General features: G+C 73.7%; 19 protein-coding genes and 1 tRNA gene. 7 read left to right on the plus strand and 13 right to left on the minus strand.

All coding sequences use genetic code 11. The features are described from left to right. Nucleotides 1-148: 148 nt before the first annotated feature. Nucleotides 149-221: transfer RNA gene (locus CLV37_RS16980), tRNA-Lys, on the minus strand. Between the two features lie 133 nt (nucleotides 222-354). Between CLV37_RS16980 and CLV37_RS16985 the strand changes: the two genes are divergently transcribed. The 6 genes from CLV37_RS16985 (at nucleotide 355) to CLV37_RS17010 (ending at nucleotide 4,967) form a co-directional block, all read left to right on the plus strand. Continuing rightward, the gene (locus CLV37_RS16985; protein ID WP_106212511.1) at nucleotides 355-918 is read left to right on the plus strand and encodes a TetR/AcrR family transcriptional regulator; all 564 of its coding nucleotides are present in this window, start codon (nucleotides 355-357) and stop codon (nucleotides 916-918) included. Between the two features lie 71 nt (nucleotides 919-989). Next, a complete protein-coding gene (locus CLV37_RS16990; protein WP_211298724.1) occupies nucleotides 990-1,649 on the plus strand; it encodes a riboflavin kinase in 660 nt (219 codons plus the stop codon). A gap of 19 nt (nucleotides 1,650-1,668) precedes the next feature. Further along, complete coding sequence (locus CLV37_RS16995; protein WP_106212513.1) at nucleotides 1,669-2,349, plus strand: SDR family NAD(P)-dependent oxidoreductase; 681 nt, start codon at nucleotides 1,669-1,671, stop codon at nucleotides 2,347-2,349. A gap of 45 nt (nucleotides 2,350-2,394) precedes the next feature. Further along, the gene (locus tag CLV37_RS17000) at nucleotides 2,395-2,811 is read left to right on the plus strand and encodes a nitroreductase family deazaflavin-dependent oxidoreductase (RefSeq protein WP_106212515.1); all 417 of its coding nucleotides are present in this window, start codon (nucleotides 2,395-2,397) and stop codon (nucleotides 2,809-2,811) included. Nucleotides 2,812-2,927: 116 nt separating this feature from the next. Next, on the plus strand, nucleotides 2,928-3,914 hold the full coding sequence (locus CLV37_RS17005; protein ID WP_106212517.1) for an aldo/keto reductase: 987 nt from the start codon (nucleotides 2,928-2,930) through the stop codon (nucleotides 3,912-3,914). 57 nt (nucleotides 3,915-3,971) lie between these two features. Beyond that, nucleotides 3,972-4,967, plus strand: coding sequence for an AraC family transcriptional regulator (locus tag CLV37_RS17010; RefSeq protein WP_170127321.1), 996 nt, complete (start codon nucleotides 3,972-3,974; stop codon nucleotides 4,965-4,967). Here CLV37_RS17010 and CLV37_RS17015 read toward each other — a convergent pair. The 9 genes from CLV37_RS17015 to CLV37_RS17055 all read right to left on the minus strand — a co-directional run bounded on the left by CLV37_RS17015 (nucleotide 4,859) and on the right by CLV37_RS17055 (nucleotide 13,102). Beyond that, on the minus strand, nucleotides 4,859-6,127 hold the full coding sequence (locus CLV37_RS17015; RefSeq protein ID WP_170127322.1) for an MFS transporter: 1,269 nt from the start codon (nucleotides 6,125-6,127) through the stop codon (nucleotides 4,859-4,861). The genes CLV37_RS17010 and CLV37_RS17015 overlap by 109 nt on opposite strands. Nucleotides 6,128-6,223: 96 nt before the next feature. Beyond that, complete coding sequence (locus tag CLV37_RS17020; RefSeq protein ID WP_245885455.1) at nucleotides 6,224-6,610, minus strand: sigma factor-like helix-turn-helix DNA-binding protein; 387 nt, start codon at nucleotides 6,608-6,610, stop codon at nucleotides 6,224-6,226. 35 nt (nucleotides 6,611-6,645) lie between these two features. Further along, complete coding sequence (locus tag CLV37_RS17025) at nucleotides 6,646-7,008, minus strand: VOC family protein (protein ID WP_106212523.1); 363 nt, start codon at nucleotides 7,006-7,008, stop codon at nucleotides 6,646-6,648. A 73-nt stretch (nucleotides 7,009-7,081) separates the two neighbouring features. Then, entirely contained in the window at nucleotides 7,082-8,170 is a 1,089-nt protein-coding gene (locus CLV37_RS17030; RefSeq protein ID WP_106212525.1) for an ABC transporter ATP-binding protein, read from the minus strand. Next, entirely contained in the window at nucleotides 8,163-8,984 is an 822-nt protein-coding gene (locus CLV37_RS17035) for an ABC transporter permease (RefSeq protein WP_106212527.1), read from the minus strand. The genes CLV37_RS17030 and CLV37_RS17035 overlap by 8 nt, the downstream gene beginning before the upstream one ends. Beyond that, nucleotides 8,981-9,892 (minus strand): ABC transporter permease, encoded by a 912-nt coding sequence (locus CLV37_RS17040; protein WP_106212529.1) that lies wholly within the window; start codon nucleotides 9,890-9,892, stop codon nucleotides 8,981-8,983. The genes CLV37_RS17035 and CLV37_RS17040 overlap by 4 nt, the downstream gene beginning before the upstream one ends. After that, nucleotides 9,892-11,022 (minus strand): ABC transporter substrate-binding protein, encoded by a 1,131-nt coding sequence (locus tag CLV37_RS17045; protein WP_170127323.1) that lies wholly within the window; start codon nucleotides 11,020-11,022, stop codon nucleotides 9,892-9,894. The genes CLV37_RS17040 and CLV37_RS17045 overlap by 1 nt, the downstream gene beginning before the upstream one ends. Before the next feature lie 26 nt (nucleotides 11,023-11,048). Then, on the minus strand, nucleotides 11,049-11,999 hold the full coding sequence (locus CLV37_RS17050) for a sugar phosphate isomerase/epimerase family protein (protein ID WP_106212533.1): 951 nt from the start codon (nucleotides 11,997-11,999) through the stop codon (nucleotides 11,049-11,051). After that, on the minus strand, nucleotides 11,996-13,102 hold the full coding sequence (locus CLV37_RS17055; protein ID WP_106212535.1) for a Gfo/Idh/MocA family protein: 1,107 nt from the start codon (nucleotides 13,100-13,102) through the stop codon (nucleotides 11,996-11,998). The genes CLV37_RS17050 and CLV37_RS17055 overlap by 4 nt, the downstream gene beginning before the upstream one ends. Nucleotides 13,103-13,308: 206 nt before the next feature. On the opposite strand from CLV37_RS17055, the gene CLV37_RS17060 reads away from it, so the two are divergent. After that, the gene (locus tag CLV37_RS17060) at nucleotides 13,309-14,469 is read left to right on the plus strand and encodes an ROK family transcriptional regulator (RefSeq protein ID WP_106212537.1); all 1,161 of its coding nucleotides are present in this window, start codon (nucleotides 13,309-13,311) and stop codon (nucleotides 14,467-14,469) included. Nucleotides 14,470-14,499: 30 nt separating this feature from the next. On the opposite strand, the gene CLV37_RS17065 is transcribed toward CLV37_RS17060, so the two are convergent. From CLV37_RS17065 to CLV37_RS17075, 3 genes are read right to left on the minus strand one after another with little or no spacing between them, the layout of a single operon-like run. Next, nucleotides 14,500-16,476 (minus strand): primary-amine oxidase, encoded by a 1,977-nt coding sequence (locus CLV37_RS17065; RefSeq protein ID WP_106212539.1) that lies wholly within the window; start codon nucleotides 16,474-16,476, stop codon nucleotides 14,500-14,502. A gap of 14 nt (nucleotides 16,477-16,490) precedes the next feature. Next, the gene (locus tag CLV37_RS17070) at nucleotides 16,491-18,182 is read right to left on the minus strand and encodes an amidohydrolase (protein ID WP_106212541.1); all 1,692 of its coding nucleotides are present in this window, start codon (nucleotides 18,180-18,182) and stop codon (nucleotides 16,491-16,493) included. Beyond that, complete coding sequence (locus CLV37_RS17075) at nucleotides 18,179-19,696, minus strand: aldehyde dehydrogenase family protein (protein ID WP_106212543.1); 1,518 nt, start codon at nucleotides 19,694-19,696, stop codon at nucleotides 18,179-18,181. The genes CLV37_RS17070 and CLV37_RS17075 overlap by 4 nt, the downstream gene beginning before the upstream one ends. Nucleotides 19,697-19,934 lie beyond the last annotated feature (238 nt).

Genomic DNA, 19,934 nt, shown 5'->3' on the forward strand with positions numbered 1-19,934 from the left:
ACACCTACTCCCACCTCCTCGGCGGGGTCGGTCGGGCGGCGGCGGACGCGGCGGCGGGACTGGTCCCTCGCAGCACGCGCTACCAGTCTGCTACCAGTGAGGCCCCCGAGGGGGGTACTCCCGCACCGGAAACTGTTGCGAGAGTAAGTGGGCCCCCAGGGGATCGAACCCTGAACCCGCGGATTAAAAGTCCGCTGCTCTGCCGATTGAGCTAGAGGCCCCGGACCCGGAGGCCCGGCGTCATCATCGCAGACGCCCCGTACCCCCTCCACCACGCCCGGCCACCCCCACCCTGAGACACATCCGTCCCGGGTGACACAGAGGTGTCGCGTCCAGGTCCAGTAACCTGGAGCCGTGCAGGGGGTGCGGTCGTCCACGGAGTCGACGACGGAGAGCTCGGCCCGCACCCGCACCCGGTCCGCGGTGCTGCTGGGCGCCATGGCGACCCTGCGCGAACGGCCCGCCGCCTCCCTCGGTGAGATCGCGGCCGGCGGGGGCATCTCCCGCAGCACCCTGCACCGCTACTACCCCGACCGCCGTCAGCTCCTGGCGGCCATCGAGGAACTCGTCGAAGCCGAGTACGAGGCCGCGGTCGAGGCCGCCCACGTCGACGACGGCACCGGCCTGGAGGCCTTCGCCCGGCTCGTCGACGAGCTCTTCCGCCGGCTCGACGTGCTCGCGTGGTGGTTGCGGCAGGACGCCGAGGACGACGAGGAGCTCGACTCCCGCATCGGCGCGCTCATCGCCCGCGGCCAGGCCGACGGCTCGATCGCCGCAGGGCTGAGCGGTGCGTGGGTCGAGGGCCTGGTCTGGGCCGGGTTGTGGGCCGCCAACGACCTCGTCGTCGCCGGCGTGCACAGCCTGCGTGACGTCCGGTCGATGTGCCGGCAGTCCCTGGTCCGCGCCCTCACCGCCTGAACCCTCCGCGCAGGCTGCCCGCGCGGTTAACCTGGCGGGACACGACGTCGACCCCCGGGAGAACAGCGCCAGTGGACGAGCAGGGACCCGCCGCACCGCTGGAGTTCACCGGCGTCGTGGAACGGGGCGACGAGCGCGGCCGGACCCTCGGGTTCCCGACCGCGAACCTGCCGTTGCCGCCGGGGCTCGACCCCGAGGACGGCGTGTGGGCCGGCATCGCCCAGGTCCACGGCTCCGGGGACGTCCACGTCGCCGCCGTCTCCGTCGGCACCCGCCCCACCTACTACCGGCGCGACGGGGTCCGCCTCCTCGAGGCGCACCTGCTGGACTTCTCCGGAGACCTGCTCGGTGCCCGCCTCACCGTCCACCTCTACCGCCGGCTGCGCAACCAGCGGCGCTTCGACGGCCCCGCCGAGCTCGTCACCCAGCTCGAGGTCGACGTGCGCGCGGTGCGGGCCTGGGCCCGCGAGCAGCAGGTGCGCGGCCGGCGCAAGGTCGCGCGCGGCACCCGGACGCTGCGGCGGCAGGAACTCGCCCAGCGCCTCGTGGACCGCTCCGAGCGGCGGACCAGCGCCGTCGCCGCCCGGGTCGCGGCGGTCGCGGCGGCCGGGGGCACACCCACGCACGAGGACGTCGCGCAGGCCACCGGCGTGCCCGTCGACTACCTGCGGTGGCGCTACCCCGACCTGAACGTGCTCGGCGCCGCCCCCGAGGGCGAGCGCGCCGGCTGACCGTCCTAGCCTCACGGGCATGGATCTCGGGTTCGAAGGACGCGTCGTCGTGGTCGCCGGCGGCCGGGGCTACATCGGCCGTGCCGTGGTGGACAGGTTGCGGGCCGAGGGGGCGGTCGTCGTCGTCGCCTCGCGCGAACCCGGTGAGGGCGGGGTGGCCCTCGACCTCGTGGACCCGGCCTCCGTGGACGCCGCCGTCCGGCGGGTCCTCGACGAGCACGGCCGCATCGACGGCCTCGTCGTGACCGCGGCCCCATCGGCCCGGACCCTGGACCCGGCGAAGAACTCCGACCCCGAGCAGATCCTCACCGCGCTCGACGCCAAGGCCCTGGGGTTCCTGCGCCTGGCCGCAGCGGTGACGCCGGCCATGCGCGAGGCCGGGTACGGCCGGATCGTCGGCGTCAGCGGCCAGAACGCCTACCTGACGGGCAACACGACGGGCGCGGTGCGCAACGCAGCCCTCGTCATCGTCGCGAAGAACCTCGCCGACGAACTCGCGGGCACCGGGGTCGCGGTGAACACCGTCAACCCCGGCCCGGTCGTCGACGACCCGTCGGCCCGGGTCCCCGAGCACGGCCCCGGGGAGTCCTCCCCGCAGCAGATCGCCGACCTCGTCGCCTTCCTGGTCTCCCCGCTGTCCGCCGTCAGCGGCGAGGCCGTCGCGATCGGGCACCGCGTGCGCGGCGTCACGGCGTTCTGAACCGCCCCGGCAGGGGGACGATCCGCACGGCAGCCTGACGAGAGGATGACGGTGTCCGACTTCAACCAGCAGATCATCGAGGAGTTCCGCGCCAACGGCGGGACGGTGACCACCTACGGCTTCGGCCGCAACCTCGTCCTCGTGCACCACGAGGGCGCCCGGACCGGCACCCGGCGCATCGCGCCGCTGTTCGCGCTGCCGACCCCGGACGGCGGGTGGTGGATCGCGGCCTCCAAGGCGGGCGCCGACGACGACCCGGCCTGGTTCCACAACCTGCAGGCCCACCCCGACACCGTGATCGAGCACCCCGACCACGGCGAGGTCGCCGTCCACGCCGTCGTCCTCGAAGGCGCCGACCGCGACGAGGTGTGGGCGAAGTTCAAGGAGGCCAGCCCCGGGTTCGCCGGCTACGAGCAGAAGACCTCCCGCGTCATCCCCGTCGTGGAGCTGCGCCGCCGCTGAGGCGGGGCCCCGACCCCGTCCGCGAGGGGTGCACCGTCAGAGCCTCCCTCGCGGACGGCGCGCGCCGTAGCGTGGGCCTCGCGGCACGGCGCCGCGCGCGACGTTCGGAGGTACGGGTGGAGACCAGGACCCTCGGCCGAGGACTCGCCGTCTCGGCGATCGGGCTGGGCTGCATGGGGATGAGCCAGAGCTACGGCCCCAACCCCGGCGACCGCGACGCCATGGTCACCGTCCTGCGGGACGCGGTCGACCAGGGCGTCACCTTCTTCGACACCGCCGAGGTGTACGGCCCGTACGTCAACGAGGAACTCGTCGGCGAGGCGCTCGAACCCGTGCGCGACGACGTCGTGATCGCCACGAAGTTCGGCTGGCGCATCGAGGACGGGCGCTCGGTCGGGCTGGACAGCCGCCCCGAGCAGATCCGCCGGGTCGTGGAGGACTCGCTGCGCCGGTTGCGGACCGACCGCATCGACCTGCTGTACCAGCACCGCGTCGACCTCGAGGTGCCCGTGGAGGACGTCGCCGGCACCGTCGCCGACCTCGTGGCCCAGGGCAAGGTGGCGCACTTCGGGTTGTCGGAGGCGGGCGCGGCCACGATCCGCCGCGCGCACGCCGTCTTCCCCGTCACCGCGCTGCAGAGCGAGTACTCGCTGTGGTCCCGTGAGCTCGACGCCGAGGTCCTGCCCACCCTCGACGAGCTCGGCGTCGCCCTGGTGCCGTTCAGCCCCCTGGGCAAGGGGTTCCTCACGGGGACCGTCGACGCGGCCACCGACTTCACCGAGAACGACATCCGGACCACGATCCCGCGCTTCTCGCAGGAGAACCGGGCCGCCAACCAGGCCCTCGTCGACCTCGTGCGCTCGGTGGCCGACCAGGCCGGCGCGACGCCCGCCCAGGTCGCCCTGGCCTGGTTGCTGGGACGGCGCCCCACGCTCGTGCCGATCCCCGGCACCCGCCGGTCCGCGCGGATCGCCGAGAACGTCGCCGCGGCCGACCTGCGGCTGAGCGCGGAGCAGACCACCGCCCTCGACGGCGCGGCCGAGCGGTTCGGCGTGGCCGGGGCCCGCTACGACGAGGCGATGCAGGCGCTGACGGAGCGCTGACGGGACGCTGGGCGGTGCCGGGAATGCGACCGCGACGGCGCCGGGTTGTCGCCTGACGTGAGCCTCGCCGAGACCCGCGCCGAGACGTTCGCCGGACCGTCCTGCCGGGGCCTGCCGTCCGCGACGGACGTCCTGAGCGCGGCCCTGGCCTGCGTGCGCTGGAACGTGGAGGAGTACCGCACGTTCAGCGCCGGGCCCGGCGCCCGCACCCACCACGCCGGGGACGGCGGGAGGTTCCTGCTCGTCGAGACCGGCCGGGTCCGCGTCACCTCCGCGGCGCTCGACGCGCCGCAGGAGCTGCGCGCCGGGCACTACCTCCTGCTGCCCCGGGGCGGCGAGCACCACCTCGTGGTCCTCGAGGACGCCGTCGTGCACAGCGCCGACCTGTCCGCCGACAGCCCCGACGCCGTCCGGCTGCTGCGGGCCATGCCCGCCGCGGTCCTCGCGTGCTGCCTGCTCGCGCGCGACCCCTTCGTCGCCGACGTCCTGCAGCAGATCTCCCGCGAGGTCTCCGCGCAGCGGCCCGGGTCGGCCCCCGTCGTCGCGGCGCTCGCCAACGTCGTCACCACCGCGGCCCTGCGGTCGTGGGCCGAGAGCGGCTGCGGCAGCGCGGAGGTGCTGCGCGGGATGCTGCGCGACGACGACGTGGCCCGGGCCCTGAGCGCCATCCACGCCGACCCGGGCGCCGCGTGGACGGTGGACCGCCTCGCCCGGCTGGCGCTGTCCTCGCGCACCGTCTTCGCCGAGCGCTTCCGGCGGGCCGTGGGCCAGACCCCGGTGGCGTACCTGGCCCGGTTCCGGATGGAGGAGGCCAAACGCCTCCTGCAGGTCCAGCGGCACGACGCGTCGGTGACCGACATCGCCACCAGCCTCGGCTACGCCTCGGACGCGGCCTTCATCCGTGCCTTCCGCAGGCACACGGGGACCGCGCCCGGGCGCTGGCGTCAGCTGTCCGAGGACGATCGCGAGGACGGCCGCGCGGCGAACCGCGGCGAGCTCGACGCCCGCAGCACCGTCCCGCCCAGGATCGCGGCGACCGCGCCGACGGCGTAGGCCGTCGTCACCCCGGCCCCGTCCACCAGCAGCCCGCCGACCCCGGCGGCCACGGCGATCGCCACCTGGAACATCGACGTCGTCAGCCCGGCGCCCTGCTCGACCCGGTCGGGGACGGTGCGGGCCAGCCAGCTGATGACGATCGTGGGGATGCCGCCGAACGCGAAGCCCCACAGCGCGGCCGCGACCACGACGACGGCGAACGGACCCACGCCGGCGACGACCCCGACGACGCCCACCGCGAGCAGGGCCGGCCACAGCACGAGGGCCAGCGGGAGCCGGCGGTCCGCGGTCGGGCCGGCCGCCAGGTTGCCCAGCACCGACGCGACGCCCAGGACCGTCAGGACCGTGGCGATCTGCCCGGTGCTCACCTCGGGCAGCCGTTGCAGCGCGGGGCGGACGTAGGTGAAGGCGGTGAAGTGCCCGCCGGCGAGGAACCCGACGCCGACCAGCCCGGCGACCAGCACCTTCGAGCGCAGGGCGCCCACCAGCGAGGACAGGCCCGGCGCCGCGGCGCCCTCGGCGGGCGCGACGCGCGGCACGGCGAACCACACGACCACCAGGGCCACGACCGTGATCGCCGTCGCGAGCCAGAACACCGGCCGCCACCCCCACGCCTCGCCGAGGAAGGTCCCGACGGGCACCGCGGTCACGGTGGCCAGCGGCATGCCGGCGTTGGAGACCATGACGGCCCGGCCGACCTTGTCCGGCGGGGCCAGCCGTGCGGTGACGGCCGGCGCCAGCCCCCAGAACCCGGCCAGGGCGACGCCCAGCAGCAGCCGGGCCAGCAGGATCGTCCAGAAGGCGCCGGAGAGGGCCACGAGGGCGTTGGACACGACCGCGGCCGCGAGCAGCGCCGCGAGCAGGCGGCGCCGGTCGGCGCGCGGGAACAGCGCGCCGACGGTCGGGGCGGCGACGATCCCGGCCAGTGCGGTCGCGGTGACGGCCTGGCCGGCGAGACCTTCGGAGATGCCGAGGTCGGCGGCGATGCGGGGCAGCAGGCTCGCGGGCAGGAACTCGGCGGTCACGAGGGCGAAGACGCCCACGCCGAGCGCCACCACGGCGGGCCAGGGGGAGCGCGGGGCGGTGCGGCCGGAGCTGCGGGGCCGGGGGATCCGGCCCGCGCCGCGGCGGGTCGTCACGGGGGTGTCGCTGTTCACGTCGCCCAGCCTGCCGCCCCGTCGGCGCGCGCACCTGACCGTGGCGCCGCCGGGGTGTGCCGATCGTCCGCCGCGCCCGTCACCCGGCCGTGTCCGTCACCCGGCGGCGGCCGTCCGGCGGCGCAGCGCGGCGAGCCCGCGCTCGGCCGCGGCGCGGACCTGCTCGACGGAGGTGTCCAGGACGTCGGCGATGCGTTCGTCGGACTGGTCGTCGACGTACCGCAACGCCAGGACGGCGCGCTGCCGGACCGGCAGCACGCCCAGCGGCCCGGGGGTCCCGGCCCGGGTGGACCTCGACCCCCGCCGGTGCCGCGTGGTCGCCAGGACCAGCCTGCGGTCCACCTCCGCGGCGGGGTCGGGCGAGCGCGAGATCCGCGGCCACGCCAGCAGGACCCGGGCGAGCACGTCCTGCACGACGTCGTCGGCTTCGGCCGGGTCGCGCAGCAGGGCGCGGGCCAGCCGCTGCAGCGCAGCCCCGCGCACCGCGACGAACTCCTCGAAGGTGGGCCGCCGGGAGGTCAGGGCAGCACCTGCCGGATCCCCACGAGGTTGCCGAACGGGTCCAGCAGCTGGCACAGCCGCTGCCCGCCGAACACCGTCTTCGGCCCCCGGTGGGCCAGCGCGCCGTGCGCGACCCACGCGGCGGTGACCGCGTCGACGTCCGCCACGTCCCAGTACGCGACGGGACCGGAGACCCCGGCGCCGGTGTTGAACTCGTCCTCGACGTGCAGCACGAGCCGGCCCGCGCCGGTGTCGAAGACCGCCAGCTGGGGGATCTCCTCGACCGGCGGGTCGCCGAGCCGGTCGGTGTACCACCGGACGGCGCCGGGCAGGTCGGCGACGAACAGGAACACGGTGCTCACGTGCGACAGGGCCTCCACCCGCCCGACGGTAGGAGGCGCCCGTGGCGACGTCGTGTCCCTGCCAGGGCCAGGGTGCTGCGCCGCCGGCGGTTCAGGCCCGGGCGGCCACCGGTGCCGGGGCGGTGGTCCCGACGGGGAAGACGTGGACGCCGGCCGGGGCCACCGAGAACCACACCCGGTCCCCGGCGCCGAGGTCGTCGGCGTCCTGCGACAGCATCGTGACGGGCACCCGCACCCCGTTCGCGTCGATCTCCGCGCGGGCGATGGGGCCGAAGAAGTCGACGCGGTCCAGCCGGCCGGTGGACGTGCCCGCCTGCGCGGCCGGGAAGACCCGCACCTTCTCGCTCATGACGAGGACCTCGACCTCGGTGCCCGCCGGGAGCTCGTGGCGGGGGTTGGGCAGGTCCAGGTCGCCGAGCACGATCCGGCTGTGGGGGCCCGCCACCTGGACGGTGCCGCGGCCGAGGGGGTGGGCACCGAGGAACTGCGCCACGAACGGGTTCTGCGGGGACCGGTAGACGGCCTCCGGGGTCGCGTTCTGCTGCACCCGTCCCTGGTCGAGCAGCAGGACCTCGTCCCCGAGGTCGATGGCCTCCTCCTGGTCGTGGGTCACCATGATCGTCGTGAGGCCCGTCTCGGCGTGGATGCGTTTGATCTCACGCTGCATGTCGCCGCGGATCTTGCGGTCCAGGGCGGACAGGGGTTCGTCCAGCAGCAGCAGGTCGGGTTCGGTGACCAGGGCGCGCGCGAGGGCGACGCGCTGCTGCTGGCCCCCGGACAACTGCTTGGGAGAGCGGTCGCCGTACCCCTTCAGCCCGACGAGGGCCAGCATCTCCTCGGCCCGCCGGTTCGCCTCCGCGCCGCGGACCCGCTTGGCCCTCAGGCCGTACGTGACGTTCGACCGCACGGACAGGTGGGGGAACAACGCGTAGTTCTGGAACACGAAGCCGATGTTGCGGCGCTCGACGGGGGTGCGGGTGACGTCGCGGCCGCCGATCCTGACCGACCCGCCGTCGGGGATCTCCAGCCCGGCGACGATGCGCAGCAGGGTCGACTTCCCGGACCCCGACGAACCCAGCATGGCGCAGAAGCGGCCGTCGGGGACCTCGAGGTCGATCGGGTGCAGGGCGGTGTTGCCGTGGTACGTCTTTGAGACGCCCGAGACGCTCAACTCAGCCATCGTGGTCCTCGCTGTTCTGGGTCGAGGTGGACAGGAACCGGGCTGCGTTGCCCGACAACCAGGTGACGACCACGACGAGGGCGACGGTGGCCAGGATGACGAAGGTCGCGAGCGCGTTCACGTCGGGTTTCACGCCGAGCCGCACCATCGAGTAGATCTGCACCGGCAGGGTCGAGATCCCGATGGGCGACAGGAACAGCTGGATCGCGAAGTTGTTGAACGTCGTCAGGAACGCCAGCACGGCGCCGGCCACGATCGCGGGGCCGACGAGCGGCACCGTGACGGTGGCGAACACCCGCAGCGGCCCGGCCCCGAGGGAGCGGGCGGCCTGGGCGAGGTTCGGGTCGAGGGTGCGCAGCCGGCCGCTGACGATGAGCACGACGAAGGGCAGCGACGTCACGACCGAGGCCAGCACCAGGGAGGTCGAGCTCGACCCCAGGCCGATGCGGTCGAAGACGATGACGAAACCCGCGGCGAGCACGAGCGAGGGGACCGTCATGAGCGTCAGCAGCAGGGCGTTCACGGGGACGTTGACGAACCGGCCGCTGCGGACCAGGGCCAGGCTCAGCAGGGTTCCGACGATCGTCGCGAACAGCATCGCCTGTCCGGCCAGGTTCAGGCTCGTGACCAGGGCCTGCACCAGGCTCGTGTTCGCGGCCAGGGCCTCGTACCAGCGCAGGCTGAACGAGAAGGGCAGCGTGCCGTAGGAGGACCGGTTCAGCGACAGGGCCATGACGCTCACCAGCGGCAGCGCCATGACGACCAGCACGAGGGCCAGGTAGGCCTTGAGGAGGCGGGGGACGGTCTGCTTCACGGTCGGGCTCCCTTCAGCTGCCCGGACAGGTGAGTGCGCTGCCAGGCCAGGGCCGCGGTGACGACCCCGACGACGACGAGGCCGGCGAGCAGCATGACGAGGGAGAGGGCGACGGCGAACTGCTGGTTGACGCCCTGCTGCAGCTGCGCCGCGATCGTGCTGCCGTACATCTGCCCGCTGGGGCCGCCGACGATGTTCGGCTCGGCGAACGCGCCCACCGTCTGGACGAAGGTCAGCGCGAAGTTCACCCCGACCATCGAGGAGCACACCGGCCACACGACGCGGACGAACGTGCCGAACCGGCCCGAGCCAAGGGTCCGTGACGCCTCCAGGAGGTTGCCGTCGACCTGCTCGGAGGCCGAGTGCAGGACGAGCATCGCGGTGGGCAGGCTCTCCACGACCAGCACGACGAACGTCGCCGTGGGCGTGTACATCAGCGACGCCTGGGCGGAGGTGAGCCCGAGGCGGGAGACGAGCCACATGACCGGGCCACCGGCCTGCAGCAGCACCACGAAGCCGTAGATCGTCAGCAGCTGGGAGGTGATGAAGGGGATGACCACCAGCCCCAGCACCGTCGACCGGCGCCGCGGGGAGACGTACCGGGCCAGCGCCCACGCCGCGGGCCAGGCGATCGCGATGCTCAGCACGGTGACCGCGAAGGCCACCAGGAGGGTCTTGAGCAGCAGCGGGACGTAGGTCGAGGACCCGAGGACCTGCGTGAAGTTCGCGACCCCGACCGATCCGTCGGGCCGGGTGAACCCGATGACGAGCAGGGCCAGGACGGGCAGGGCGGCGAACAGGACCAGCAGCACGCCACCGGGGGCGAGCAGCACGGCCGTGCCGCCGACGCGCCGCACGGCGGGGGAGATCCCGCCCGCGGCGGGCCGCTCGAGGGTCGGCGCGCTCATCAGGAGCCGGCCTTCACCTGGGTCCAGGCGTCGGTCCACGACTGCAGGACGGCGTCGGGCTGCGGGAGCTGCAGGGCCAGTTCGGAGATCTTGTCGGGCTGGGCCTGCAGCCGCTTGAGGGTGTCGGCGTCCAGGGAACCGGCGACGGCCTCGTTGGCCGGGGCGGGTGAGGCGTCCTCGGGGGTCTCGGCCCACTTCTCCAGGAAGTCGGAGCCGGTCATGTAGTTCAGCCACTCGTAGGCCAGGTCGAGGTTCTTCGTCTTCGCCGCGACGGCCCAGTTGTCGATCCAGCCGACGGCGCCCTCCTTCGCCACGACGTAGACCAGGTCCGCCGCGCCGGGTTCACCGGAGGCGATGAGGCCACCGATGCCGTCGGAGTTCCCGATGCCGACGACGGCCGAACCGCTGGAGACGGCCTTGGCGAGGTCGTCGGTCGAGGAGTACGTGAGCTTGGCGTTGTCCTTGAGGGCCTTCAGCGCCGGCGTCACGGTGGCCATGTCCGGCTTCTGCGGGTCCTGCCCCAGGTGCATCGCGGTGATCGGCACGAGGACGTTGGCGTCGTCGATGAGGGCGGTGCGGCCCTTGTAGGCGGGGTCCCACAGCACGGCCAGCGAGTCGGCCGCGGGGACGACCTCCTTGCTGTTGTAGAACAGGCCGGTGCTGCCCCAGGTCCACGGGATCGCGTAGAGGGCGTCGCCCTGGCGGATCTCGGCGCGCTGGGCGAACTCGGGGTAGATGTCGGAGTAGTTCGTCAGCCTGCTCGTGTCCAGCTCGTGGAAGATGCCCTGCTCGATGCCGGCCCCCACGTACTGGATGTTCGGCAGCGCGACGTCGATCGCGCCGTCCGCCTTGGCGACCAGCTGGAGCTGGTTGGCGCTGGAGTCGATGTACTGGAACTTCAGCGTCGCCCCGGTCTTGGCCTTGAAGTCCTCGGCGACCCAGGGCAGGTCCGCGCCGTACCCCTTCCAGATGGCCACGGTGAGGGTCTTGGTCTGTGCGCTCGTGCCGCTGCTGGAGTCCAGCGAGCACGACGAGAGCGCGCCGGCTCCGGCGAGGGTCGCAGCGGAACCGGCCATCAGGCGCAGCATCGAGGCCCGGGACATCGTCGTCTGGGTCAGGGGGTTGGTCACGGCCTTCTCCTTCATCGGGGGAGCGGTCAGAGGGTGGTGCGGGTGGCGTTCTGCAGGAACTCGCGGGCGCCGGTCAGCTGCCCGACGGGGTCGGCGGCGACGTCGAGCTCGAGGAGGATCCCGCCGGTGTAGTCGATGTCGCGCAGCAGGCGCGCCCAGGCGAACCAGTCCATGACGCCGTGACCGGCGGCCCGGAAGTACGGTCCGTGCTCGGCCCAGATCCCGTCGTCGATCCGCAGGTCGCCCCGCTGCGGGAAGGGGCCGCTGGCGTCCTTCCAGTGGGCGATGACGATGCGGTCGCGGTGCCGGGAGGCGACCTCGACGGGGTCGGCCCCGGACAGGAGCAGGTGCCCGGTGTCGGGGCAGAACGCGACGAGCAGCGGGTCGGTGAGGGTGAGGAACAGGTCGACGTCGCGGGCGTTCCAGAACACCGAGTGGCTCTCGGTGTGCAGGGCCGGGGTGACCCCGTGCCGCGCCGTGACGGCGCCGACCTCGTGCAGCAGGTCGACGATCGGCACCGCGGTGGCCAGGTCGACCGGGGCCAGGCCGTGCCCGCTGGGGTGGTTGCGGCGCATGGGCAGGCCCGTGACGAGGTGCTTCGCGCCCAGGGCGGCGAGGAACTCGGCCTCGGCGTCGGCCGACTCCAGGATCGCGGCCCGGACGGCCGGGTCGGTCACGTCGGTGGCGTGCTCGACGTCGCCGAAGTAGCTGCTGACGACGCGCAGGCCGCGGCGGTCGAGCTCGGCCTTGAACGCCGGCGCCGAGCCGAAGGCGGCGAGCGCGCTCCGGCGGTCGGCGGGGGCGAACGTCATCTCGATCTCGCTGACGCCCGCGGCCTCCAGACCGTCGAAGACGCCGGTCCAGAACTTCGCGGGGTCGAGCGCGGCGGGGTCGGTGAGCGCGGCGCGGTCGGCGAGGCCCCAGAAGTCGTGGTGGAAGAAGGTGATGAGGTCGACGCCGAAGGCTCGGTCAGTCATCGGTTCCAGGTCTCCTTGGAAGGTTCCGGGCGGGTGCAGGTGGTGGTGAGCTCACGGCGAACGCCGTCGGTGCCGAGCGCGAGGGCGTCGAGGACCTCGAGCACGTGCAGGGCGAAGTCGGCGCCCACGCGCAGCGGTGCGCCGTCGAGGGAGGCGGCGAGGTCGGCCACGCCGGGTCCGCGCAGGGGCAGGTCGTCGGCGTCGGTCCCGTCGGTGAACCCGGTGATGACGGGCGGCAGGTCGCTCCAGGCGGTGTCCTCGTGAGCGCGGAAGCGCACGACGCCGTCGTAGTGGTTGGGGTCGGGCAGGCTCAGGGTCCCGCGCGTCCCGTAGAGCTCCGCGAACGGCAGTTCGTGGTCCCAGACGTCGAAGCTGGCCATGACGGTGCCGAGGGTCCCCGAGCCGAACTCCAGGACGGCGGAGGAGTGCGTCGGGATCGTCACGTCGATCGTCTCGACGCGACGTCCCGGCGCGGTGACGGTGCGGGTGGGGGCGCCGAGGCGGGAGGTCGCGTACACCGAGCGCACGGGGCCGAGGAGGTTCACCAGGGCGGCGAGGTGGTATGGACCCATGTCGAGCGCCGGGCCGCCACCCCGGGTGAACAGGAACGAGGGGTCGGGGTGCCAGAGCTCGGCCTTGCTGTGGGTGACGAACGCGGTCACGCCGATCACGTCGCCGACGAGCCCGTCGTCGACGGCGGCGCGGGCGGTCTGGCCGGCGGCGCCGAGGAACGTGTCGGGGGCCGAGGCGAGGATCGTGCCGGCGTCGCGGGCCGCGGCCACGAGCGGGGCCGCGGTCGCGAAGGAGGCGGTCAGCGGTTTCTCGGTGAAGACGTGCTTGCCGGTCGCGATGAGCCGGGCGATGACGTCCTCGTGCGCCAGCGGCGGGGTCAGGTTCACCAGGACCTGCACGTCGTCGCGGGCGGCGATCTCGGCGGCGGTGGCGACGAACGGGACGCCGTACCTCTCCTGCGCGGCCCGGCCCAGGCCCTCGTCGAGGTCGGTGCACCCGACCACGCGCAGGTCGTCGAAGCGGGTCAGGCCCCGGAAGTAGGCGCCGGAGATGTTGCCGCAGCCGACGATGCCGATGCCGGTCTGGTTCACGGGGGTTTCGCCTTCCTCGCGGACGGGACGCTGTTGTCGACGTCGCGGGAGCTCGTGGGGGCGTTCTCGGTGCGGCCCCGGGGGGTGCGGATCGAGTCGATCGCCGGTTGGGGCGACGTCGCTCGACGACCGTACTGCTTTGTGCGCGGTGATAGCAATACTCGACGTGTAACGGGTATGTTTCCCTGCGGAGAGGAGCTGTTCCCATGGACCACCTCGCGATGCGACAGCACAACGCGACGTCGACGCTCGACGTCCTGTACCGCCGGAGCCCGGCCACGATGGCCGACCTCCAGGCCGAGCTCCGGCTGTCCCGGCGCACCCTGGAACTCATCCTCGACGACCTCATGCGGGCCGGGTGGGTGGACGAGGTCTTCCCGGCGGCGGGCGGCCCCCGCCCCAAGGGCCGTCCGGCGAGGGTCTTCGCGTTCCGCTACGACGCGGGGTCCCTGCTCGCCGTCCAGCTCGACGCCGGAGCGACCACCGTCACCCTCACCGACCTCGCGGCCGACGAGGTGCGGGTGAGCCACGAGGCCATGCCGATCGAGACCAGCCGCGAGGACCGGCTGGCCTCGCTGCGACGGCTGGTGACCGGACTGCTCGCCTCCGCGGGCGTCGACCGCTCCGACGTCCTCGCCGCCACGGTCTCGACGCCCGGGATCGTCCACGACGACGGGACGGTCGACCTGCCGTTCACGATGCCCGGCTGGACGGGTTTCTCCCTCGCCGCCGTCCTGGCCGAACACGTCGACTGCCCGGTCACGGTCGAGAACGACGCCAAGCTCGCCGCGCTCGGGGAGAAGTGGTCGCGCGAGGACGGCATCGAGAACTTCGCGTACCTGTTCTCCGACGGCGACCGCATCGGTCTGGGCCTCGTGCTCGGCGGGGAGCTCTACCGCGGCGTGGACGGCAACGCGGGGGAGATCAGCTGGGCCCCCGCGCTGGGGATCAGCCACGTCCACAGCCCGCTGCTGCACGGCCTGCCCGACGAGTCCGGGGCCGACCACGACACCGCGGCCGCCCTCGTGGACGCCGCGCGGGCCGGCGACCCCGGGGCCCTGGCCGAGGTGGGCCGGGTGGCCCAGGCGCTCGCGCCCGCGATCACGACGTTGTCGTGGGTGCTGGCCCCCGAGGAGGTCGTCCTCGGGGGGACCCTCGGTCTCGTGCAGGACCTCCTGCTGCCGGCCCTGGACGAGGTGCTGGCCCGCAACGACCGCCCGCTCAGGACGCGGGTGGTGGGGTCCCGGTTCGGCGAGCGCGCGGTCCTGGCGGGCTGCCTGCAGATGTGCGTGGAGACGCTGCGGGCGGGTTTCGCCGAGGGGGCGGAGACCCGCCCCGGGGACCAGGTCGTCGAGCAGGAGGCGTGAGGACGCGCACCTGCAGGGGTGTCCGGGTGCTCACCCCTCGGAGTGGCAGCACGCCTCCCCGCCCGCGGGTGCGGTCGTCGTCGCCGCGGCGCCGTGGGCGCGGCGCCCCGGCGCGGGGTCGGGGGTGTCCAGGGCGGGGTTCCGGTCGAAGAACCCGTCGGGCTTGAGGACGAACCCCGTCGTGTCGACCGGCATGATCGGCCAGTCCTCCGGACGCGGGAAGTGCGTGAGGCCGAACGTGTGCCACAGCACGACGTCGGCCCCGTCGATCGGGCGGTCCTGCCGGACCCACGTGTCGATGCCGGTGCCGCCGACGCTCTGGTTCACGTACTCACCGGCGGGGTACCTCTCGGCGTCCGAGTGCGCGGTGACCCACAGGTGCTTGGTCGTGAAGGCGGCCCGGCGGGCGATGGACGAGGCGTCGTCGGCCAGCAGCGTCGGCTGCCCCTCGGGGTGCAGGACGTACCGGACGGGTTCGCCGAGGGCGTTGAGCGAGGCGGGGTTGCCGATGGCCCACACGCGCTGGACGCGGTTGTCGGCCTCGCGGACCCCGTCGAGCTCGGTCCTCAGCCGGGTGCTCCGCCGGGTGAAGCCGTTGCCGTAGGGGTTCTCCGGGCCCATCGGTACCCGCTGGACCTCCAGCTCGTCGACGGTGTTCACGTCGCCGTCGACCTGCATGTCCAGCCGCGCGGAGAACAGGTGCTGGTGGAACGGTGCGCAGATCCCCGGGGCGATCTCGTTGCCCCACGGGTACGTGCCGCGGGCGACGTCCTTCGGGTAGGCCCCGACGAACACGACGCCGGTGGCCTTGCACTCCAGTTCGATCGTGCCGTCGAGGTAGAGGTACCAGTAGAACCCGTAGTCGTAGTTGCCGACGGTGATGAAGAACGACACCACGAGGCGACGCTGACGGCGCGTGGACGCACTGCCGTTGTACCCGTCGGTGTGCTTCCACAACAGGCCGGCGTCCTCCTCGTGCAGGCAGATCGCGTTGCCGATGGTGCGCGCGTGGCCGTCGTCGTCGTGGATGACGCCGTCGAAGTACCGGATCTCGCCGAGGCAGTCGCAGCCCAGGGCCAGGGAGTTCCCCTCGCGGGACAGGGAGTACTCACCGGCGTCGAAGTAGTTCTGCCAGAAGCGGACGGGGCTGGGATCGCCGTAGGGGACGACCATCTCGGCGATGGAGGCGCGGTACACGACGGGGCGGACCCGCTCGGGCCGGCCCGGGTCGCGGAACCCGATCTGGTGCAGGACCAGACCCTCGACGAGGTTGTAGCCGATCCGGAACCGCCAGCCCTCCCACTCCACGACGTCGCCGTCGACGGAGAAGCTGGGACCCTCGGGCTGGGTGATGCGGATCGGTCGCTGCGTGGTGCGCTCGGTCTGGGGGAGGTGGAAGTCCTGGGGCTCGCGGGGCAGGTCGTAGTCGCGACCGTCCTCGACGAGCTCGACGACCTCGCGGGTGTTGAGGTCGACGTAGGCGACGACACCGTCGATCGGGTGGGCCCAGACGTTGTCGTCGTCGTTCAGCTGCAGGAAGGCCAGGCAGCGGGTCAGGCGGCGGCCGGTCTCGCCGGGCAGGTCGAACGACCCGGCGGACAGGGCGGAGATGCGGACCCGGCGGTGCTCGGTGATCCCGCGGCGGGTCATGGCGGCGTTCCAGCCGGCGTGCGCCCAGAGGATCTTCTCGACGATGCCGAACTCCTCCAGCATGATCGGTGGCTGGCCCTCGGTGGCCACGTCGACGGCGCGGGTGCCGACCACCCGCCGGGAACCGAGGTCCACGAGGACCTCGGTCACGGAGTTGTCCGCGCGGTCGAGCAGGACGGTCTTGACCCGGCGTTCGACGGGGTCCCCGGCCTTCCAGGACAGTACGTCGGCCTTGGGGGGTTCGGCGAGCTGCACGACGGGGAAGCGGGTCGTCGGGGTGACGAGCCCGGCGGCGACGACGACCTCGCGGTTGCTCTCGTACTCCTCGGCGGTGAGGCGGTCGAGCGGGTGGGTCACGGCTGCTCCCGGGGTCAGGCGGTCGGGGTGGGTCGGGCGGTGGGGGTGCGGTCCCAGGCCTCGTGGACGAACTCGCCGGCGACGGCGGTCGCGCGCACGCGCAGGGTCCCGAGCTCGGCGGCGGGCACCTCGAGCGGGTTGCGGTCCAGGACGACCAGGTCGGCGTCCAGGCCCGGGGTGAGGGTCCCGCTGACGTGGTCCAGGCGGTTGGCCCGGGCGGCGACGCGGGTGTACCCCTGCAGGGCGGTCAGGACGGGCAGGCGCTCGCCCGGCAGCAGCGGGTCGTGCTGGGACCGCTCGTCCAGGGCGTGCGGGTCGGCCGGGGGCGCGGTGCGGTTCACGGCGGTGTGGACGCCCCACAGCGGGGTCGGGTCCGACACGGGCCAGTCCGACCCCATCGCCAGGGCCACCCCGGCGCGGTGCAGGGCACCGAAGACGAAGTGGGCGTGCCGGTGCCCCTCGTCGAGGTACGGCAGTTTCGTGTCGACGAGCACCGGGTCCTGCCGGGCCCACAGCGGCTGGATGTTCGCGATGACGCCGAGCCGGGCCATGCGCTCGACGTCGGCGGGGTCGATGAGGTCGATGTGCGCGATCTGGTGCCGCAGGTCGCCGCGGACCTGCTGGGGGTGGACGGGTTCGAGGGCGTCGAGGCACTCGCGCACGGCCCGGTCGCCCACGGCGTGCAGGTGCAGGTCGAAACCGGCGGCGACGAGGTCGCGGACGTCCTCCCGCAGCACGTCGGGGTCGAAGAAGCTCAGGCCGGTCTCCCCGGGGTGCCCGACGTAGGGGCGGCCCAGCGCGGCGGTGAGGTTCTCGCAGACCCCGTCCTGGACGATCTTGACCGCCGTGGTGGTGAACCGCCCGCGGGAGGATGCGCGCCGGGCGACGAGGCGCTCCACGTCCTGCGGCCCGCCGCCGCGCGGCCACCACAGCGCGCCCGTGACCCGGGACGTCAACCAGCCCTCGTCGGACGCGGCCCGGTAGACGTCGTGGTTGTCCGGCAGGCCCAGCGCCTCGCCGATGATCGCGTCCTGCCAGGCGGTGATGCCGACGGCGTGCAGGGAGTCCTGCGCCTGCCGCAGCGCGCGGCGCAGGCGGTCCTCGTCGATCGTGGGGCGCAGGTGGTTCACGAGGTCGACGGCGCCTTCGAGGAGCAGCCCCGTCGGGCGACCGGCGGTGTCGCGCACGATCCGGCCGTCGGCCGGGTCGGGGGTGCGCTCGTCGATCCCGGCCAGCTCCAGCGCCCGGGAGTTCACCCACAGGCTGTGGCAGTCGTGGGACGCGAACGCCGCGGGGCGGTCCGGGACGAGCTCGTCGAGGAACTCCCGCGTCGGGAAACCCCCGTCGAACACGTCGCCGTACCAGCCCGCCCCCTCGACCCAGGCGCCGTCGTGGCGGGCCGCGTGCCCCGCGATCAGCCGGCGGTACGCGTCGGCGCCGTGGACGCCCGACAGGTCGCAGTCGAGCTGCTGCAGACCGCCGGCGACGGCGTGCACGTGGGAGTCCTGGAAGCCCGGCAGGACAGCGCCACCGGCGAGGTCGACGACCGCGGTCCGCGGTCCGCGGGTGGCGAGGAGTTCCGCGCCGCCGACCGCGGCGACCTTCCCGCCGGCGACCGCGAGCACGCTCGCGACCCCGTCACGGTCGCCGCTGCCGTCCATGGTGAGGACGGCGCCGCCGGTGAAGAGCAGGTCGGGGGCGGTCACGACGTCGCGCCGTAGGCGAACCACGTCGTCTTGAGGTGGGTGTAGGCGTCGAACGCGTGCAGCGACAGGTCGCGGCCGAAGCCGGACTGGCCGAACCCGCCGAACGGGGTGGTGACGTCGAGGGCGTCGACGCAGTTCACCGAGACGGTGCCGGCGCGCAGCTGCGCGGCGACGCGGTGCGCGCGGGACAGCGAGTCCGACCACACCGAGGCCGCCAGGCCGTAGGGGGTGTCGTGGGCCAGGTCGAGGGCCTGCTCCTCGGTCTCGAACGTGAAGGCCGCCAGGACCGGGCCGAAGACCTCCTCGGTGGCGATGCGCGAGCGGCGGTCGACGTCGGTGAAGACGGTGGGCTGCACGAAGGTCCGCCGGGGACCGGCGACCTCGCCGCCCGTCAGCAGCGTCGAGGTCTCCTTGCCGGCCGCGACGAGGTCGAGGACCTTCCCGGCGTGCCGGTCGCTGACCAGCGGCCCCATGCCCGTGGCCGGGTCCAGGGGGTCGCCGGGCTGGAAGGCGTGCGCCTTGCGCACCACGAGGGCCAGCAGGTCGTCGGCGATCGACCGCTCGACGATCAGGCGGGAGTTGGCGGAGCAGACCTCGCCGGAGTTGGAGAAGATCCCGGCGCAGACCCCGTCGGCGACGGCGTCGAGGTCGGCCGCGTCGGCGAAGACGACGTTGGGGCTCTTGCCGCCCAGTTCGAGCTGGAGGCGGCGGACGCGCGTCTCGGCCGAGTAGCCCAGGAACAGCCGGCCGACCTCGGTGGAACCGGTGAAGGCGATCGCGTCGACGCCGGGGTGGCGGCCCAGGGCGCGGCCGACGACGGGACCGGACCCGGTGACGACGTTGAGGACCCCGGGCGGCAACCCCGCCTCCAGGGCGAGCTCCCCGAGCCGCAGCGCGGTGGAGGGGGACTCCTCGGCGGGTTTGAGGACGGTGCTGTTGCCGGCGGCCAGGGCCGGGCCGAGCTTCCAGATCGCGGTCTCGAGCGGGTAGTTCCACGGGACGACCGCGGCGACGACGCCGACGGGTTCGCGGGTCACGACGGCCAGGTTCCCGGCGGCGGTGGGGGCGACCTCGCCGTAGACCTTGTCGACCGACTCGGCGTACCAGGCGAGGATCGCGGCGCTGCCGGGGACGTCGACGGTGCTGGTGGCCGCGACGAGCTTGCCGGTGTCCAGGCTCTCCAGGACGGCGAGCTCGTCGGCGTGGGCGGCGATCAGCTCGGCCAGCCGCAGCAGGACGCGCTTGCGCTCGGCGGGGGACCGCCCCCGCCAGACGCCGCGGTCGAAGGACTCGCGGGCCGCGCGGACGGCGCGGTCGACGTCGGCCTCGGAGCAGTCGGGGACCTGCGAGAGCTCGCGGCCCGTGGCCGGGTCGACGTCGGCGCGGGTGCGGCCCCCCTCGGCCTCGACCAGCTCGCCCCCGACGACCGCCCGCGTCGGGAACGTCACCCGGTCGGCGATCTCGTGCCACTGCGCGGCGGTCCGGCCGGCCGGCTCGTCGGTCGTCTCGGTCATCGGCGTCTCTCCCCGTGTCGGGCCGGTCGTCCGCGATCGTCGTCTGCCGGTCTGCGAGCAGCGTAGGCAGGGTGGGGCATCCGCTCAACGCTCCGTTCCTGAACAACTGCATCGGGAACGCAGATGCGAAACACTCGCGAAACGTGCGGTCGACGGCGCGGGGGACCCGCTGAGCTGATGAGCGGTGGGAGCTGGACCGGCCGAGGTGATGCGGGGCTACCATCGCCGGACGAGGACA

This window comes from Kineococcus rhizosphaerae (assembly GCF_003002055.1).
Lineage (GTDB): Bacteria > Actinomycetota > Actinomycetes > Actinomycetales > Kineococcaceae > Kineococcus > Kineococcus rhizosphaerae.

Coding starts and splice junctions, on each gene's coding strand:
- CLV37_RS17060 (WP_106212537.1), top strand. CDS start 13,309: ATGGACCACCTCGCGATGCGACAGCACAACGCGACGTCGACGCTCGAC.
- CLV37_RS17030 (WP_106212525.1), bottom strand. CDS start 8,170: ATGGCTGAGTTGAGCGTCTCGGGCGTCTCAAAGACGTACCACGGCAAC.
- CLV37_RS16995 (WP_106212513.1), top strand. CDS start 1,669: ATGGATCTCGGGTTCGAAGGACGCGTCGTCGTGGTCGCCGGCGGCCGG.
- CLV37_RS17050 (WP_106212533.1), bottom strand. CDS start 11,999: ATGACTGACCGAGCCTTCGGCGTCGACCTCATCACCTTCTTCCACCAC.
- CLV37_RS17040 (WP_106212529.1), bottom strand. CDS start 9,892: ATGAGCGCGCCGACCCTCGAGCGGCCCGCCGCGGGCGGGATCTCCCCC.
- CLV37_RS17075 (WP_106212543.1), bottom strand. CDS start 19,696: ATGACCGAGACGACCGACGAGCCGGCCGGCCGGACCGCCGCGCAGTGG.
- CLV37_RS17000 (WP_106212515.1), top strand. CDS start 2,395: ATGACGGTGTCCGACTTCAACCAGCAGATCATCGAGGAGTTCCGCGCC.